This window comes from Enterobacter cloacae complex sp. 277I4 (assembly GCF_050031465.1).
Classification (GTDB): Bacteria; Pseudomonadota; Gammaproteobacteria; order Enterobacterales; family Enterobacteriaceae; genus Enterobacter; species Enterobacter cloacae.
On the sequence record NZ_JBLGWC010000001.1, the window covers coordinates 762,368 to 778,171 of the forward strand.

Here is a 15,804-nt window from a genome sequence, read left to right on the forward strand (position 1 = left end):
ATGCGCCGGATATTATCTGTATTACTGGAAAACGAGTCTGGCGCACTGTCACGCGTTATTGGACTCTTTGCACAACGCGGCTACAACATTGAGAGCCTGACCGTTGCCCCTACCGAGGATCCTACGCTGTCGCGCATGACGATTCAGACCGTCGGCGACGCCAAGGTGCTTGAGCAGATCGAGAAACAGTTACACAAACTTGTCGATGTTCTGCGCGTGAGCGAACTGGGGCAGGGGGCCTATGTAGAACGTGAGGTCATGCTGGTGAAAATTCAGGCCAGCGGTTACGGCCGTGAAGAGGTTAAACGCAACGCGGATATCTTCCGTGGGCAGATTATCGACGTTACCCCTTCTTTATATACGGTTCAACTGGTGGGAACGAGTGACAAGCTGGACGCATTCCTGGCGTCCGTAAGGGATGTAGCAAAAATTGTTGAAGTTGCGCGGTCGGGCGTTGTCGGTCTTTCGCGCGGCGAGAAAATCATGCGTTAGCAGGCAATAAGGTTCGCCTCTTTCAGCCCGGTCACCAAAGCCGGGCTTTTTTTTGCGTAATACGCCGATAACACAGATAAAAGCGGTTGCCGCGAAAGCTATTCTGCGTTTAGATGTTAAAAGATTTAACCATAACCTTGACAGGGCCATGGACTCTTTTCTTTTTTTAAGGGGCAATTGTGAAACTGGATGAAATCGCCCGGCTAGCCGGCGTGTCACGAACTACGGCCAGCTATGTGATTAACGGTAAAGCAAAGCAGTACCGTGTCAGCGACAAAACCGTTGAGAAAGTCATGGCGGTGGTTCGTGAGCACAACTACCACCCGAATGCTGTCGCAGCGGGCTTACGTGCCGGGCGCACCCGATCGATTGGTCTGGTGATCCCCGATCTGGAAAACACCAGCTACACCCGCATCGCTAACTATCTTGAACGTCAGGCTCGCCAGCGTGGCTATCAGCTCCTGATTGCCTGCTCTGAAGATCAGCCTGATAACGAAATGCGCTGTATTGAGCATCTGCTCCAGCGTCAGGTTGATGCGATCATCGTTTCGACCTCCTTGCCACCCGAGCATCCCTTCTATCAACGCTGGGCGAACGATCCGTTCCCAATCGTTGCACTGGATCGCGCCCTGGACAGAGAGCATTTTACCAGTGTCGTCGGTGCCGATCAGGATGACGCGGAAATGCTGGCCGCGGAGCTGAGAACCTTCCCGGCTGAAACCGTGCTCTATCTTGGGGCGTTGCCTGAGCTCTCTGTGAGTTTCCTGCGTGAGCAAGGCTTCAGAACGGCATGGAAAGACGACCCGCGCGAGGTTCACTACCTTTATGCCAACAGTTATGAACGCGAAGCCGCTGCGCAGCTGTTCGAGAAATGGCTGGAGACGCACCCGATGCCTCAGGCGCTGTTCACCACTTCATTTGCGTTGCTGCAGGGGGTGATGGATGTCACTTTGCGTCGGGATGGTAAGCTGCCTTCCGATCTGGCTATCGCCACCTTCGGTGATAACGAACTGCTCGACTTCCTGCAATGTCCGGTCCTGGCCGTCGCGCAGCGCCATCGTGATGTGGCGGAGCGCGTGCTGGAGATCGTTCTCGCGAGCCTTGATGAACCACGTAAACCGAAGCCGGGGCTGACGCGCATCAAACGTAATCTCTACCGTCGCGGAATTTTAAGCCGCCATTAATGAAATGAGACGGGGCAGCGAAAACTGTCCCCTCTTTTTTCTGGATAATTCTGTCAAATAATTCCCGGAGAAAAATTAGGACGATTCCTTAGGAATCAGAACCTGCTATTTTTTTTATTCTTTCAGGCGTTTTAAAATGCCTTTGAAAGAACATTTATACGATTTATAAAGCCTGTCTTTGTATTGTTTTGTTACAAAGCTGCCCGGTCGATGAATATTCAGACGTTTTTCCCCTGCTCCAGCGTGCTTGCCTGCCAGCCGGTTCGTTCATTGCGCATTGTGGTGAATGTGGCGCTGTTATCCCCTGTGAATATGTCTTAAAATGCTGCCCGCGTCGCAAACTGACACTTTATATTTCGATGCGATGATATTGAGTGAGCCTTAACGCTAGTGTGCATATTCGGTTTTTTTTCTACAAATATTCATAACGTTAATTTTGCCTCGCCAGTTGTGCAGTTATTAACCAGGACTGTTTATCTCTGTAAATAGAGCCCTTTCGGGTTCGTATAGAGAGAGTCCTGGCTTGACAAGCTTTTCCCTCGCTCCGTAAACTCCTTTAGGTGGGAATTTGTGGGTTAAAGTGGTGAGGAGGGGTGAGACTGGCATGTTCCGTGGAGCAACGTTAGTCAATCTCGACAGTAAGGGGCGTTTATCGGTACCAACCCGATACCGCGACCAGCTGATCGAGAACGCTTCGGGTCAACTGGTTTGCACCATTGACATCAACTCCCCCTGCCTGCTGCTTTACCCTTTACCTGAATGGGAAATTATTGAGCAAAAGCTGTCGCGACTGTCGAGCATGAACCCACAGGAACGCCGCGTGCAGCGGTTGTTATTGGGGCATGCCAGTGAGTGTCAGATGGATAGTGCAGGGCGATTACTGATTGCGCCCGTGCTGCGGCAGCATGCCGGTCTGACCAAAGAAGTGATGCTGGTCGGTCAGTTCAACAAGTTTGAACTGTGGGACGAAACGACCTGGTATCAACAGGTCAAGGAAGATATCGACGCTGAGCAGTCTGATTCCGCTACCTTGTCGGAACGGCTGCAGGACTTGTCTCTATAAATATGATGGAAAATTATAAACATACAACGGTGTTGCTGGATGAGGCCGTCAACGGCCTGAATATTCGTCCGGACGGCATCTACATTGATGGCACTTTTGGTCGCGGTGGCCACTCGCGTTTGATCCTCTCCCAGCTTGGAGCGGAAGGACGTCTGCTGGCAATTGATCGCGATCCGCAGGCGATTGCTGTTGCGCAAACCATCGATGACCCACGCTTTTCCATCGTGCATGGACCTTTCTCTGCGCTGGCGGATTACGTAGCTGAGCGCGGTCTGACGGGCAAGATCGACGGGATTCTTCTCGATCTTGGCGTCTCTTCACCCCAACTTGATGATGCTGAACGCGGCTTCTCCTTTATGCGCGACGGCCCGCTTGACATGCGCATGGATCCCACGCGCGGTCAGTCTGCCGCCGAGTGGTTACAGACCGCAGATGAAGCTGATATCGCCTGGGTGATCAAAACCTTTGGCGAAGAACGTTTTGGCAAGCGCATCGCGCGCGCCATTGTTGAGCGCAATCGTATTGAGCCGATGACCCGCACGAAAGAGCTGGCCGAGGTGATTGCGGCGGCAACACCGGTGAAGGATAAACACAAACACCCCGCGACCCGTACCTTCCAGGCGGTTCGCATCTGGGTAAACAGTGAACTGGAGGAAATAGAGCTGGCGCTAAAAAGCTCGCTCGACGTGCTGGCCCCGGGAGGGCGGTTGTCCATCATCAGCTTCCATTCGCTGGAGGACCGTATTGTGAAACGCTTTATGCGTGAACAAAGCCGCGGTCCACAGGTGCCAGCAGGGCTGCCGATGACGGAAGAACAACTCAGGAAGCTGGGTGGCCGTCAGTTGCGAGCATTAGGCAAGTTGATGCCGGGCGAAGAAGAGGTGGCAGAGAATCCACGCGCCCGTAGTTCAGTGCTGCGTATTGCAGAGAGGACGAACGCATGATCGGCAGAGTGACAGAGACCCTAAGCAAAGTTAAGGATTCGTTAGGAAGCAACGAGCGCCATGCCTTGCCTGGCGTGATCGGCGACGATCTTTTGCGGTTTGGGAAGCTGCCACTCTGCTTGTTCATTTGCATCATTGTGACGGCAGTAACGGTGGTGACGACAGCCCACCACACACGTTTATTGACTGCGCAACGCGAGCAGATGGTACTGGAACGCGATGCGCTGGATATTGAATGGCGAAACCTGATCCTTGAAGAAAACGCCCTCGGCGATCACAGCCGGGTCGAGCGGATCGCAACAGAAAAGCTGCAATTGCAGCATGTTGATCCTTCCCAGGAAAATATCGTAGTACAAAAATAAGGGAAAACGCGACGCATGAGAGCAGCGGCAAAAACGCTAAAACCAAAACGTCAGGAAGAACAGGCCAACTTTATCAGTTGGCGTTTTGCGTTGCTTTGCGGCTGCATTTTACTCGCGCTGGGCTTCCTGCTGGGACGTGTGGCGTGGCTACAAATCATCGCGCCTGACATGCTGGTGCGCCAGGGCGATATGCGCTCTCTGCGCGTACAGGAAGTCTCCACATCTCGCGGGATGATCACCGATCGTTCCGGTCGTCCGCTGGCGGTGAGCGTACCGGTGAAGGCGATCTGGGCCGATCCGAAAGAGCTGCACGATGCCGGTGGTATCACGCTCGACAACCGCTGGAAAGCGCTGTCTGACGCCCTGAAAATGCCGCTGGATCAGCTTGCCTCCCGCGTTAATGCCAACCCGAAAGGGCGCTTTATCTATCTGGCGCGTCAGGTTAACCCTGACATGGCCGATTACATCAGAAAACTGAAGCTCCCGGGTATCCATCTGCGAGAAGAGTCTCGCCGTTACTATCCTTCCGGCGAAGTAACCGCTCACCTCATTGGTTTTACAAACGTCGACAGCCAGGGGATTGAAGGGGTTGAAAAAAGCTTCGATAAGTGGCTTACCGGTCAGCCGGGTGAGCGAATCGTGCGTAAAGACCGCTATGGTCGCGTGATTGAAGATATCTCTTCCACAGACAGCCAGGCCGCGCATAACCTGGCGTTGAGCATTGATGAACGCCTGCAGGCGCTGGTGTATCGCGAGCTGAACAATGCCGTGGCCTTTAACAAGGCGGAGTCGGGCAGCGCCGTGCTGGTGGATGTCAGCACTGGTGAAGTGCTGGCGATGGCCAACAGCCCGTCCTACAACCCGAACAACTTTACCGGTACCGCCAAAGATGCAATGCGCAACCGGGCCATTACCGACGTGTTCGAACCTGGCTCCACGGTGAAGCCGATGGTGGTGATGACGGCGCTGCAACGCGGCATCGTCAATGAGAACACGGTTCTGAATACGATCCCTTACCGAATCAACGGCCACGAGATTAAAGACGTGGCGCGCTACAGCGAATTGACCCTGACCGGGGTATTACAGAAGTCGAGTAACGTCGGTGTTTCAAAGCTGGCGTTAGCGATGCCGTCCTCAGCGTTAGTAGAGACTTACTCACGTTTTGGGCTAGGAAAGGCGACCAATTTGGGGTTGGTCGGAGAACGCAGTGGCTTATATCCTCAAAAACAACGGTGGTCTGACATAGAGAGGGCCACCTTCTCTTTCGGCTACGGGCTAATGGTAACCCCGTTACAGTTAGCGCGAGTCTACGCAACGATTGGCAGCTATGGCGTCTATCGCCCACTGTCGATTACCAAAGTTGATCCACCGGTTCCGGGCGAGCGTATCTTCCCGGAATCTATCGTTCGTACCGTTGTGCATATGATGGAAAGTGTGGCGCTACCTGGCGGTGGCGGCGTGAAGGCGGCGATCAAAGGCTATCGCATCGCCATTAAAACCGGTACGGCGAAAAAAGTGGGGCCAGATGGCCGCTACATCAACAAATACATTGCCTATACCGCAGGCGTTGCGCCTGCAAGCAATCCGCGTTTTGCGCTGGTGGTCGTCATTAACGATCCACAGGCGGGTAAATACTACGGCGGCGCCGTTTCAGCGCCTGTGTTCGGCGCCATCATGGGCGGCGTATTACGCACCATGAACGTTGAACCGGACGCGCTGGCAACGGGCGAAAAAAGTGAATTTGTAATTAATCAAGGCGAGGGTACAGGTGGCAGATCGTAATTTGCGCGACCTTCTCGCTCCGTGGGTGCCAAACGCACCTGAGCGAGCGCTACGGGAGATGGTACTGGACAGCCGTGTGGCTGCTTCCAGCGATCTTTTTGTGGCTGTAGTTGGTCATCAGGCGGACGGGCGTCGATATATCCCGCAGGCGATTGCGCAAGGTGTAGCTGCCATTATTGCTGAGGCTAAAGATGAGGCAACCGACGGTGAAATCCGTGAAATGCACGGTGTGCCGGTTATCTACCTTAGCCAGTTGAATGAGCGACTCTCCGCACTGGCGGGACGTTTTTATAACGAGCCTTCAGACCAGCTGCGTCTGGTGGGCGTGACGGGCACTAACGGTAAAACGACGACCACCCAATTGATGGCGCAATGGGCGCAACTGCTGGGAGAAACCGGTGCCGTAATGGGCACCGTGGGGAATGGGCTGCTGGGTAAAGTGAGCCCGACGGAAAACACCACCGGCTCCGCGGTTGACGTACAACATGTGATTGCCGGTCTGGCAGGGCAGGGTGCGACCTTTGCCGCGATGGAAGTCTCCTCTCATGGTCTGGTACAGCATCGTGTGGCGGCGTTGAAATTTGCCGCCTCCGTGTTCACGAACCTGAGTCGCGATCATCTTGATTATCATGGTGATATGGAGCATTACGAGGCCGCGAAATGGCTGCTCTTCTCCACGCATCACTATGGACAGGCCATTATCAACGCTGATGACGAAGTGGGGCGCCGCTGGCTTGCGAAGCTGCCGGATGCGGTTGCGGTGTCGATGGAAGACCATATCAATCCGAACTGCCATGGCCGCTGGCTGAAGGCGGTTGAGGTTAATTATCACGACAGCGGCGCGACGATTCGCTTTGCCTCTTCCTGGGGTGAAGGCGAAATTGAAAGCCGCCTGATGGGGGCGTTTAACGTCAGCAACCTCCTGCTGGCGCTGGCAACGCTGCTGGCGTTGGGCTATCCGATGGCCGAACTGCTCAACACTGCAGAGCGTCTGCAGCCCGTCTGTGGCCGTATGGAAGTGTTCAGTGCACCCGGTAAACCGACCGTTGTAGTCGATTATGCCCACACGCCGGATGCGCTGGAAAAAGCGCTTGAAGCGGCACGTCTGCACTGCGCCGGTAAGCTCTGGTGTGTGTTTGGCTGTGGGGGCGATCGCGACAAGGGCAAGCGTCCGTTGATGGGTGCCATCGCCGAACAGTTCGCGGATATTCCGGTTGTGACCGATGACAACCCGCGTACTGAAGAGCCGCGCGCCATTATCAACGATATCCTGGCCGGTATGCTGGACGCAGGACGTGCCCGCGTGGTGGAAGGCCGTGCGGAAGCCGTGACCAACGCCATCATGCAGGCGCAGGAGAACGACGTCGTGCTCCTGGCGGGTAAAGGCCATGAAGATTATCAGATTGTTGGCAATCGTCGTCTGGACTATTCGGACCGTGTAACGGCAGCGCGTCTGTTGGGAGTGGTGGCATGATCAGCTTAACGCTCGGCAAGGCGGCAACCCTCCTGCAGGGTACGTTACATGGTCAGGATCTGACCATCGACGCCGTGACGACAGATACCCGCAAAGTGACCGCCGGGTGCCTGTTTGTGGCGCTGAAGGGCGAACGTTTTGACGCCCACGATTTTGCTGAACAGGCGAAAGAGAATGGTGCGGGTGCGCTGCTGGTGAACCGCAAACTCGATATCGATTTACCGCAGATTGTGGTGAAGGATACGCGCCTTGCCTTCGGTGAGCTGGCAGCATGGGTTCGTCAGCAGGTGCCAGCTCGCGTTGTTGCTCTGACGGGGTCTTCGGGCAAAACGTCAGTAAAAGAGATGACGGCGGCGATCCTCAGTCAGTGCGGTAACACGCTTTACACCGCAGGCAATCTAAATAATGACATCGGCGTGCCGATGACATTGCTTCGCCTCACCAAAGAGCATGACTTTGCGGTGATTGAATTAGGGGCAAACCACCAGGGTGAAATTGCCTGGACGGTCAGCCTGACGCGTCCGGAGGCTGCGCTGGTGAACAACCTGGCCGCCGCGCATCTGGAAGGTTTCGGTTCACTTGAAGGCGTGGCGAAAGCCAAAGGTGAGATCTATACCGGCCTGCCGGATAACGGTATCGCCATTATGAATGCCGATAATAACGACTGGTTGAACTGGCAGAGCATCATCGGTTCACGTAAGACGTGGCGCTTCTCGCCTAATGCGGCAGACAGTGATTTTACCGCGACCCAGATCCATGTGACTTCGCATGGCACGGAATTCACGCTCAATACCCCAACGGGAGGCATTGAGGTTCTGCTGCCGCTGCCGGGTCGCCATAACATCGCCAATGCGCTTGCTGCCGCGGCGCTGTCGATGGCCGTCGGCGCAACACATGACGCGATCAAAACTGGCCTTGCGAATTTAAAAGCCGTACCGGGACGTCTGTTCCCAGTCCAGTTTGCAGAAAACAAACTGCTGCTGGATGACTCCTACAACGCGAACGTCGGTTCGATGACGGCAGCCGTACAGGTGTTGTCCGAAATGCCAGGCTATCGCGTGATGGTGGTTGGCGATATGGCCGAGTTGGGCGATGAGAGCGAAGCCTGTCATATCCAGGTGGGTGAAGCCGCGAAAGCGGCCGGGCTGGATTGCGTACTGAGCGCAGGAAAACTGAGCCAGGCGATTAGCCATGCCAGCGGTGTTGGCGAACATTTTGCCGATAAAGCCGCACTGATTGAACGTCTGAAGACGTTGATTGCTGAAAAACAAATTGTGACTGTGTTAGTGAAAGGTTCACGTAGTGCCGCCATGGAAGAGGTAGTGCACGCATTACAGGAGAACGGGACATGTTAGTTTGGCTGGCCGAACATTTGGTCAAATATTACTCAGGCTTTAACGTCTTTTCCTATCTGACGTTTCGCGCCATCGTCAGCCTGTTGACTGCGCTGTTCATCTCGTTGTGGATGGGCCCGCGCATGATTGCCCGTCTGCAAAAACTCTCTTTCGGCCAGGTTGTGCGTAACGATGGTCCGGAATCGCACTTCAGCAAGCGCGGTACGCCAACCATGGGCGGGATTATGATCCTGACCGCGATCGTGGTTTCCGTGCTGCTGTGGGCCTATCCATCCAACCCGTACGTTTGGTGTGTGCTGACTGTGCTGGTGGGCTACGGAATCATTGGATTTGTTGATGATTACCGCAAAGTGGTACGTAAAGATACGAAAGGTCTGATCGCCCGCTGGAAATATTTCTGGATGTCGGTAATTGCGCTGGGCGTGGCCTTCGCGCTGTATCTGGCCGGAAAAGACACTCCCGCTACCGAGCTGGTGGTGCCGTTCTTTAAAGACGTCATGCCGCAACTGGGGCTGTTCTACATTCTGCTGGCGTACTTCGTGATTGTGGGCACCGGTAACGCGGTGAACCTGACCGATGGTCTGGATGGCCTGGCCATTATGCCAACGGTGTTCGTGGCCGCAGGTTTCGCGCTGGTGGCGTGGGCGACCGGCAACATGAACTTTGCCAACTATCTGCACATTCCTTATCTGCGTCACGCAGGCGAGCTGGTGATCGTCTGTACGGCCATTGTCGGGGCGGGGCTGGGCTTCCTGTGGTTCAATACCTATCCGGCCCAGGTCTTTATGGGTGACGTCGGTTCACTGGCTCTGGGCGGCGCGCTGGGTATTATTGCCGTGCTGCTGCGCCAGGAGTTCCTGCTGGTCATCATGGGTGGGGTATTCGTGGTTGAGACCCTGTCGGTGATCCTGCAGGTCGGTTCCTTTAAGCTGCGCGGTCAGCGCATCTTCCGTATGGCACCGATTCACCATCACTATGAACTGAAAGGCTGGCCAGAGCCGCGCGTCATCGTGCGCTTCTGGATTATTTCGCTGATGCTGGTGCTGATTGGCCTGGCAACGCTGAAGGTACGTTAATCATGGCAGATTACCAGGGCAAAAAAGTCGTTATCATCGGGTTGGGCCTTACTGGCCTGTCCTGCGTGGACTTTTTCCTTGCGCGCGGCGTGACGCCGCGGGTGATGGATACGCGTGTTTCTCCGCCGGGTCTGGACAAACTGCCGGAACAGGTTGAACGCCACCTTGGTGGTCTGAATGATGACTGGCTGCTGGCAGCCGATCTGATTGTGGCCAGCCCCGGTATGGCGCTGGCGCACCCTTCACTGAGCGCCGCAGCCGATGCGGGCGTTGAGATTGTCGGTGATATCGAGCTGTTCTGCCGCGAAGCGCAGGCACCTGTTATCGCCATTACCGGCTCTAACGGAAAAAGCACCGTCACTACCCTGGTGGGTGAGATGGCGAAAGCGGCGGGCAAAAATGTCGGCGTTGGCGGCAACATTGGTTTGCCGGCGCTGATGCTGCTGGACAAAGGCTGCGAGCTGTACGTACTAGAACTCTCCAGCTTCCAGCTGGAAACCACCTCCAGCCTGCATGCGGCCGCGGCCACAATCCTGAACGTGACCGAAGATCATATGGACAGGTATCCATTTGGTCTACAGCAGTATCGCGCAGCCAAACTGCGTATTTATGAAAATGCCAAAGTCTGCGTCGTTAACGCCGATGATGCCCTGACCATGCCGGTACGCGGTGCCGATGACCGCTGCATCAGCTTTGGTATCACCATGGGGGATTATCATCTGAACCGTCAGCTGGGTGAAACCTGGCTGCGGGTGAAAGGTGAGAAAGTGCTGAACGTGAAGGAGATGAAGCTTTCCGGTCAGCATAACTACACCAATGCGCTGGCGGCGCTGGCGCTGGCGGATGCCGTCGGTCTGCCACGCTCCTCCAGCCTGCAGGCCCTAACCACCTTTACCGGACTGGCGCACCGTTTCCAGCTGGCGCTGGAGCATAACGGCGTACGCTGGATCAATGATTCCAAAGCTACCAACGTAGGCAGTACAGAGGCCGCGCTGAATGGTTTGCAGGTGGAAGGTACTCTGCATCTGCTGCTGGGTGGCGACGGTAAGTCCGCCGATTTCACCTCCCTGAAGCAGTATCTCTCCGGCGATAACATCCGTCTCTACTGCTTTGGTCGTGATGGCAGGGAACTGGCGGAATTGCGTCCTGAGATCGCCGAGCAGACCGAAACCATGGAACAGGCAATGCGCCTGATTGCTCCTCGCGTGAAGCCGGGCGATATGGTACTGCTCTCTCCGGCATGCGCCAGCCTCGATCAATTCAAGAATTTCGAACAGCGTGGTGATCTCTTTACCCGCCTGGCGAAGGAGTTAGGCTGATGCGTTTATCTCTCCCTCGCCTGAAAATGCCGCGTTTCCCAGGATTTGGTGTCCTGGTGTGGTTGTTTGCGGCACTGAAAGGCTGGGTGATGGGCTCTCGTCAGAAAGATAACGACAGCCTGATCATGTACGATCGCACGCTCTTCTGGCTCACGCTGGGGCTGGCGGCGGTCGGCTTTATTATGGTGACGTCAGCATCAATGCCCGTCGGGCAGCGACTGGCGAACGATCCTTTCCTGTTTGCCAAGCGTGATGGTCTGTACATCATCCTGGCGTTCTGTCTTGCGCTGATAACCTTACGTCTGCCAATGGCGTTCTGGCAGCGACACAGTACCGCGATGCTGATCGCCTCGATCATCATGCTGCTGATCGTGCTGGTGGTGGGGAGTTCCGTAAACGGGGCATCGCGCTGGATCGCCTTTGGTCCGCTGCGTATTCAGCCTGCAGAATTTACCAAACTGTCCCTGTTCTGCTACCTGGCGAACTACCTGGTGCGCAAAGTAGATGAAGTGCGTAACAACCTTCGCGGCTTCCTGAAACCGATGGGCGTGATTCTGGTGCTGGCGGTCTTACTGCTGGCGCAGCCTGACCTCGGTACCGTGGTGGTTCTGTTTGTGACGACGCTGGCGATGCTGTTCCTGGCGGGGGCGAAACTGTGGCAGTTCATCGCCATTATCGGGATGGGTATTTCAGCAGTTGTCCTGCTGATCCTTGCTGAACCATACCGTATCCGCCGTGTGACCTCGTTCTGGAACCCGTGGGAAGACCCGTTTGGCAGTGGCTATCAGCTGACGCAGTCACTCATGGCGTTTGGCCGCGGTGAAGTCTGGGGACAAGGCCTGGGCAACTCGGTTCAGAAACTGGAGTATTTACCCGAAGCGCATACTGACTTCATCTTCTCCATTATTGCGGAAGAACTGGGTTATATCGGTGTGGTATTAGCGCTATTAATGGTATTCTTCGTCGCTTTCCGCGCCATGTCGATTGGGCGGAAAGCACTGGAGATCGATCACCGCTTCTCAGGTTTCTTAGCCTGTTCAATTGGTATCTGGTTTAGCTTCCAGGCATTGGTTAACGTCGGGGCCGCAGCGGGTATGCTGCCGACCAAGGGCCTGACGTTGCCGTTGATCAGTTATGGTGGTTCCAGTCTGTTGATCATGTCGACGGCCATCATGATGTTGTTACGTATAGATTATGAAACGCGTCTGGAAAAAGCCCAGGCGTTTACACGAGGTTCACGATGAATCAACCGAAGCGGTTAATGGTGATGGCAGGCGGTACCGGTGGACATGTGTTCCCGGGGCTGGCGGTTGCGCACCATTTAATGGATCAGGGCTGGCAGGTACGCTGGCTGGGAACCGCAGACCGCATGGAGGCCGACCTGGTACCGAAGCACGGTATTGAGATCGACTTTATTCGTATTTCTGGCCTTCGTGGCAAAGGCATTAAGGCCCAGCTTCTGGCGCCGGTGCGCATTTTCAACGCATGGCGTCAGGCGCGCAGCATCATGAAGCGCTTTCAGCCGGATGTGGTGCTGGGCATGGGCGGTTATGTTTCCGGTCCGGGCGGACTTGCCGCGTGGTCGTTGGGCATTCCTGTTGTGTTGCATGAGCAGAATGGTATTGCCGGACTGACCAACAAGTGGCTGGCGAAAATCGCCACCAAAGTGATGCAGGCATTTCCTGGTGCGTTCCCGAAAGCGGACGTCGTCGGGAACCCGGTGCGTGTGGATGTGCTGGCGCTGCCGTTGCCGGATGCCCGCATGGCTGGCCGTGAAGGCCCTGTTCGCGTGCTGGTCGTCGGCGGATCGCAGGGCGCACGCATCCTGAACCAGACGATGCCGCAGGTTGCCGCAAAGCTGGGTGATGCCGTGACCATCTGGCATCAAAGCGGAAAAGGCGCTCAGCAGACCGTTGAGCAGGCTTATGCGGCAGAAGGTCAGCCGCAGCACAAAGTGACGGAATTTATCGACGATATGGCGGCAGCGTACGCCTGGGCCGATGTCGTGGTCTGTCGCTCCGGTGCATTAACGGTGAGTGAAATTGCCGCCGCGGGTTTACCGGCTCTGTTTGTGCCGTTCCAGCACAAAGATCGTCAGCAGTACTGGAATGCGCTGCCGCTTGAAAAAGCCGGTGCCGCGAAAATATTCGAGCAGCCACAATTTACCGCCGATGCGGTCGCCACCACCCTGGCGGGCTGGAACCGGGAAACATTAATGGAGATGGCGCAACGTGCACGTGCGGCGGCCATTCCTGATGCAACGGAGCGGGTGGCAAAAGAAGTGAGTCTGGCAGCCCAGGCTTAACCCTCGCAGCGCGTGTTGCGCTGCACGAATTTTTTAAGTAGTCGATGGCGTTTAGAGAATGAATACACAACAACTGGCAAAACTGCGTTCAATCGTGCCCGAGATGCGTCGCGTCCGGCACATTCACTTTGTTGGCATCGGTGGTGCTGGCATGGGCGGTATTGCCGAAGTGTTAGCTAACGAAGGCTATCAGATCAGCGGGTCTGACCTGGCGCCAAACCCTGTCACGCAGCAACTGGCGTCGCTTGGGGCGACTATCTATTTCAACCATCGCCCGGAAAACGTGCGCGATGCGAGTGTGGTGGTGGTATCCAGCGCCATCTCCTCTGATAACCCGGAAATCGTGGCCGCGCATGAAGCGCGTATTCCGGTGATCCGCCGCGCGGAAATGCTGGCAGAGCTGATGCGTTTTCGTCACGGGATTGCGATTGCCGGGACGCACGGTAAAACCACGACCACGGCGATGGTTTCCAGTATTTATGCCGAAGCGGGTCTCGACCCGACGTTCGTCAACGGCGGTCTGGTAAAAGCAGCAGGTGTGCATGCGCGTCTGGGCCACAGCCGTTATCTGATAGCGGAAGCGGATGAGAGCGATGCGTCGTTCCTGCATCTGCAGCCGATGGTGGCGATTGTCACTAACATCGAAGCTGACCACATGGATACCTACCAGGGCGACTTCGAGAACTTAAAGCAGACCTTTATCAACTTCCTGCATAACCTGCCGTTCTATGGACGCGCGGTAATGTGTGTGGACGATCCGGTCATTCGCGAGTTGTTGCCGCGGGTTGGTCGTCAGATCACTACCTATGGCTTCAGTGAAGACGCGGATGTCCGCGTGGAAGAGTACAAACAGATTGGTGCGCAGGGACATTTCACCCTGACGCGTCAGGACAAAGAGCTGCTGCACGTGACGCTGAACGCACCAGGCCGTCATAACGCCCTGAACGCAGCCGCGGCGGTGGCCGTCGCAACAGAAGAAGGCATTGATGACGATGCGATCCTGCGTGCTCTGGAAAGCTTCCAGGGAACCGGGCGTCGTTTCGACTTCCTTGGCGAATTCCCGCTGGATGCGGTAAACGGTAAACCGGGTACTGCCATGCTGGTAGACGACTATGGCCACCATCCAACCGAAGTGGACGCGACCATTAAGGCCGCACGTGCGGGATGGCCAGAGAAGAACCTGGTGATGATCTTCCAGCCACACCGTTTTACGCGTACGCGCGATCTGTATGACGATTTCGCCAGCGTGCTGTCCCAGGTGGACACATTGCTGATGCTGGATGTTTATTCTGCAGGTGAAACGCCGATCCCGGGCGCGGACAGCCGTTCTCTGTGTCGAACCATTCGCGGACGCGGTAAAGTAGACCCTATTTTGGTTTCGGATCCTGCTCAGGTCGCCGAAATTCTGGCGCCGGTACTGACAGGTAACGATTTGATTCTGATTCAGGGCGCGGGAAATATCGGCAAAATCGCCCGTACCTTAGCTGAAATCAAACTGAAGCCGCAAACTCAGGAGGATGAGCATCATGGCTGATAAGATTGCTGTCCTGTCTGGCGGCACCTCCGCCGAGCGCGAGGTTTCCCTGAATTCAGGCGCTGCGGTACTGGCGGGCCTGCGTGAGGCTGGCGTTAATGCACATCTGGTCGATCCGAAAGAGGTCGATGTAACGCAGCTGAAAGCAATGGGCTTCGATAAAGTCTTTATTGCTCTGCACGGTCGTGGGGGGGAAGACGGTACCCTGCAAGGGTTGCTGGATCTCATCGGTATGCCCTACACCGGCAGCGGCGTGATGGCCTCCGCCATCTCAATGGATAAACTGCGCAGTAAACTGCTGTGGCAGGGGGCGGGTTTGCCGGTTGCGCCGTGGGTTGCGTTGACGCGCCGCGAATTTGAAATGGGCCTTCAGGATAGCGTTAATGCACGCATTGCTGAGCTGGGCTTACCGGTTATTGTAAAGCCCAGCCGTGAAGGGTCGAGCGTTGGGATGTCCAAAGTTGATAAAGCTGACGATTTATCGTCTGCTTTAGCGCTGGCATTTCAACACGATGAAGAAGTTCTGATTGAAAAATGGCTCAGCGGGCCGGAATTTACCGTGGCGATGCTTGGTGAAGAAATTTTACCGTCGATTCGCATCCAACCTGCTGGCGTCTTCTATGATTATGAGGCGAAGTATCTCTCTGACGAGACGCAATATTTCTGCCCAGCAGGTCTTGAAGCAGAACGTGAAGCGGATTTACAGTCCCTGGTGCTTAAAGCCTGGCATGTTCTTGGTTGCAGTGGCTGGGGACGCATTGATGTGATGCTCGACAGCGATGGGCAATTTTATTTGCTGGAAGCGAATACTTCTCCAGGCATGACCAGCCACAGCCTTGTGCCGATGGCCGCGCGTCAGGCGGGGATGAGCTTCTCGCAGTTAGTCGTACGTATTCTGGACCAGGCGGGCTGAT

At 55.6% G+C, this 15,804-nt stretch carries 14 protein-coding genes; all 14 read left to right on the forward strand.

What is annotated here, in order from left to right; genetic code table 11:
* Window positions 1–492, forward strand: coding sequence for an acetolactate synthase small subunit (gene ilvN / locus ACQG19_RS03630; RefSeq protein ID WP_008501994.1), 492 nt, complete (start codon window positions 1–3; stop codon window positions 490–492).
* 179 nt (window positions 493–671) lie between these two features.
* Window positions 672–1,676 carry a catabolite repressor/activator gene (gene cra / locus ACQG19_RS03635; RefSeq protein ID WP_013095565.1) on the forward strand — a complete coding sequence of 335 codons (1,005 nt, stop codon included), beginning with the start codon at window positions 672–674 and terminating at the stop codon, window positions 1,674–1,676.
* Window positions 1,677–2,280: 604 nt separating this feature from the next.
* Window positions 2,281–2,739 carry a division/cell wall cluster transcriptional repressor MraZ gene (gene mraZ / locus ACQG19_RS03640; RefSeq protein WP_014830641.1) on the forward strand — a complete coding sequence of 153 codons (459 nt, stop codon included), beginning with the start codon at window positions 2,281–2,283 and terminating at the stop codon, window positions 2,737–2,739.
* A gap of 2 nt (window positions 2,740–2,741) precedes the next feature.
* A complete protein-coding gene (gene rsmH, locus ACQG19_RS03645) occupies window positions 2,742–3,683 on the forward strand; it encodes a 16S rRNA (cytosine(1402)-N(4))-methyltransferase RsmH (protein ID WP_013095568.1) in 942 nt (313 codons plus the stop codon).
* Entirely contained in the window at window positions 3,680–4,045 is a 366-nt protein-coding gene (ftsL, locus tag ACQG19_RS03650; protein ID WP_008501989.1) for a cell division protein FtsL, read from the forward strand. Before rsmH ends, ftsL begins: the two co-directional genes overlap by 4 nt.
* A 15-nt stretch (window positions 4,046–4,060) precedes the next feature.
* Entirely contained in the window at window positions 4,061–5,827 is a 1,767-nt protein-coding gene (locus ACQG19_RS03655) for a peptidoglycan glycosyltransferase FtsI (protein WP_023620014.1), read from the forward strand.
* On the forward strand, window positions 5,814–7,301 hold the full coding sequence (gene murE, locus ACQG19_RS03660; protein ID WP_246932371.1) for a UDP-N-acetylmuramoyl-L-alanyl-D-glutamate--2,6-diaminopimelate ligase: 1,488 nt from the start codon (window positions 5,814–5,816) through the stop codon (window positions 7,299–7,301). Before ACQG19_RS03655 ends, murE begins: the two co-directional genes overlap by 14 nt.
* Window positions 7,298–8,656 carry a UDP-N-acetylmuramoyl-tripeptide--D-alanyl-D-alanine ligase gene (murF, locus tag ACQG19_RS03665; protein ID WP_246932373.1) on the forward strand — a complete coding sequence of 453 codons (1,359 nt, stop codon included), beginning with the start codon at window positions 7,298–7,300 and terminating at the stop codon, window positions 8,654–8,656. The genes murE and murF overlap by 4 nt, the downstream gene beginning before the upstream one ends.
* Window positions 8,650–9,732: a phospho-N-acetylmuramoyl-pentapeptide-transferase gene (gene mraY / locus ACQG19_RS03670; RefSeq protein ID WP_008501985.1), complete on the forward strand. Its 1,083-nt coding sequence runs from the start codon at window positions 8,650–8,652 to the stop codon at window positions 9,730–9,732. Before murF ends, mraY begins: the two co-directional genes overlap by 7 nt.
* A 2-nt stretch (window positions 9,733–9,734) precedes the next feature.
* Window positions 9,735–11,051, forward strand: a complete 1,317-nt coding sequence (gene murD, locus ACQG19_RS03675; RefSeq protein ID WP_023620010.1) for a UDP-N-acetylmuramoyl-L-alanine--D-glutamate ligase — start codon at window positions 9,735–9,737, stop codon at window positions 11,049–11,051.
* Complete coding sequence (gene ftsW, locus ACQG19_RS03680; RefSeq protein WP_013095573.1) at window positions 11,051–12,295, forward strand: cell division protein FtsW; 1,245 nt, start codon at window positions 11,051–11,053, stop codon at window positions 12,293–12,295. The genes murD and ftsW overlap by 1 nt, the downstream gene beginning before the upstream one ends.
* Entirely contained in the window at window positions 12,292–13,356 is a 1,065-nt protein-coding gene (gene murG / locus ACQG19_RS03685) for an undecaprenyldiphospho-muramoylpentapeptide beta-N-acetylglucosaminyltransferase (protein WP_038981204.1), read from the forward strand. The genes ftsW and murG overlap by 4 nt, the downstream gene beginning before the upstream one ends.
* A 58-nt stretch (window positions 13,357–13,414) precedes the next feature.
* Window positions 13,415–14,890, forward strand: a complete 1,476-nt coding sequence (gene murC, locus ACQG19_RS03690; protein WP_095440124.1) for a UDP-N-acetylmuramate--L-alanine ligase — start codon at window positions 13,415–13,417, stop codon at window positions 14,888–14,890.
* A complete protein-coding gene (locus tag ACQG19_RS03695) occupies window positions 14,883–15,803 on the forward strand; it encodes a D-alanine--D-alanine ligase (protein ID WP_057071073.1) in 921 nt (306 codons plus the stop codon). Before murC ends, ACQG19_RS03695 begins: the two co-directional genes overlap by 8 nt.
* Window position 15,804 lies beyond the last annotated feature (1 nt).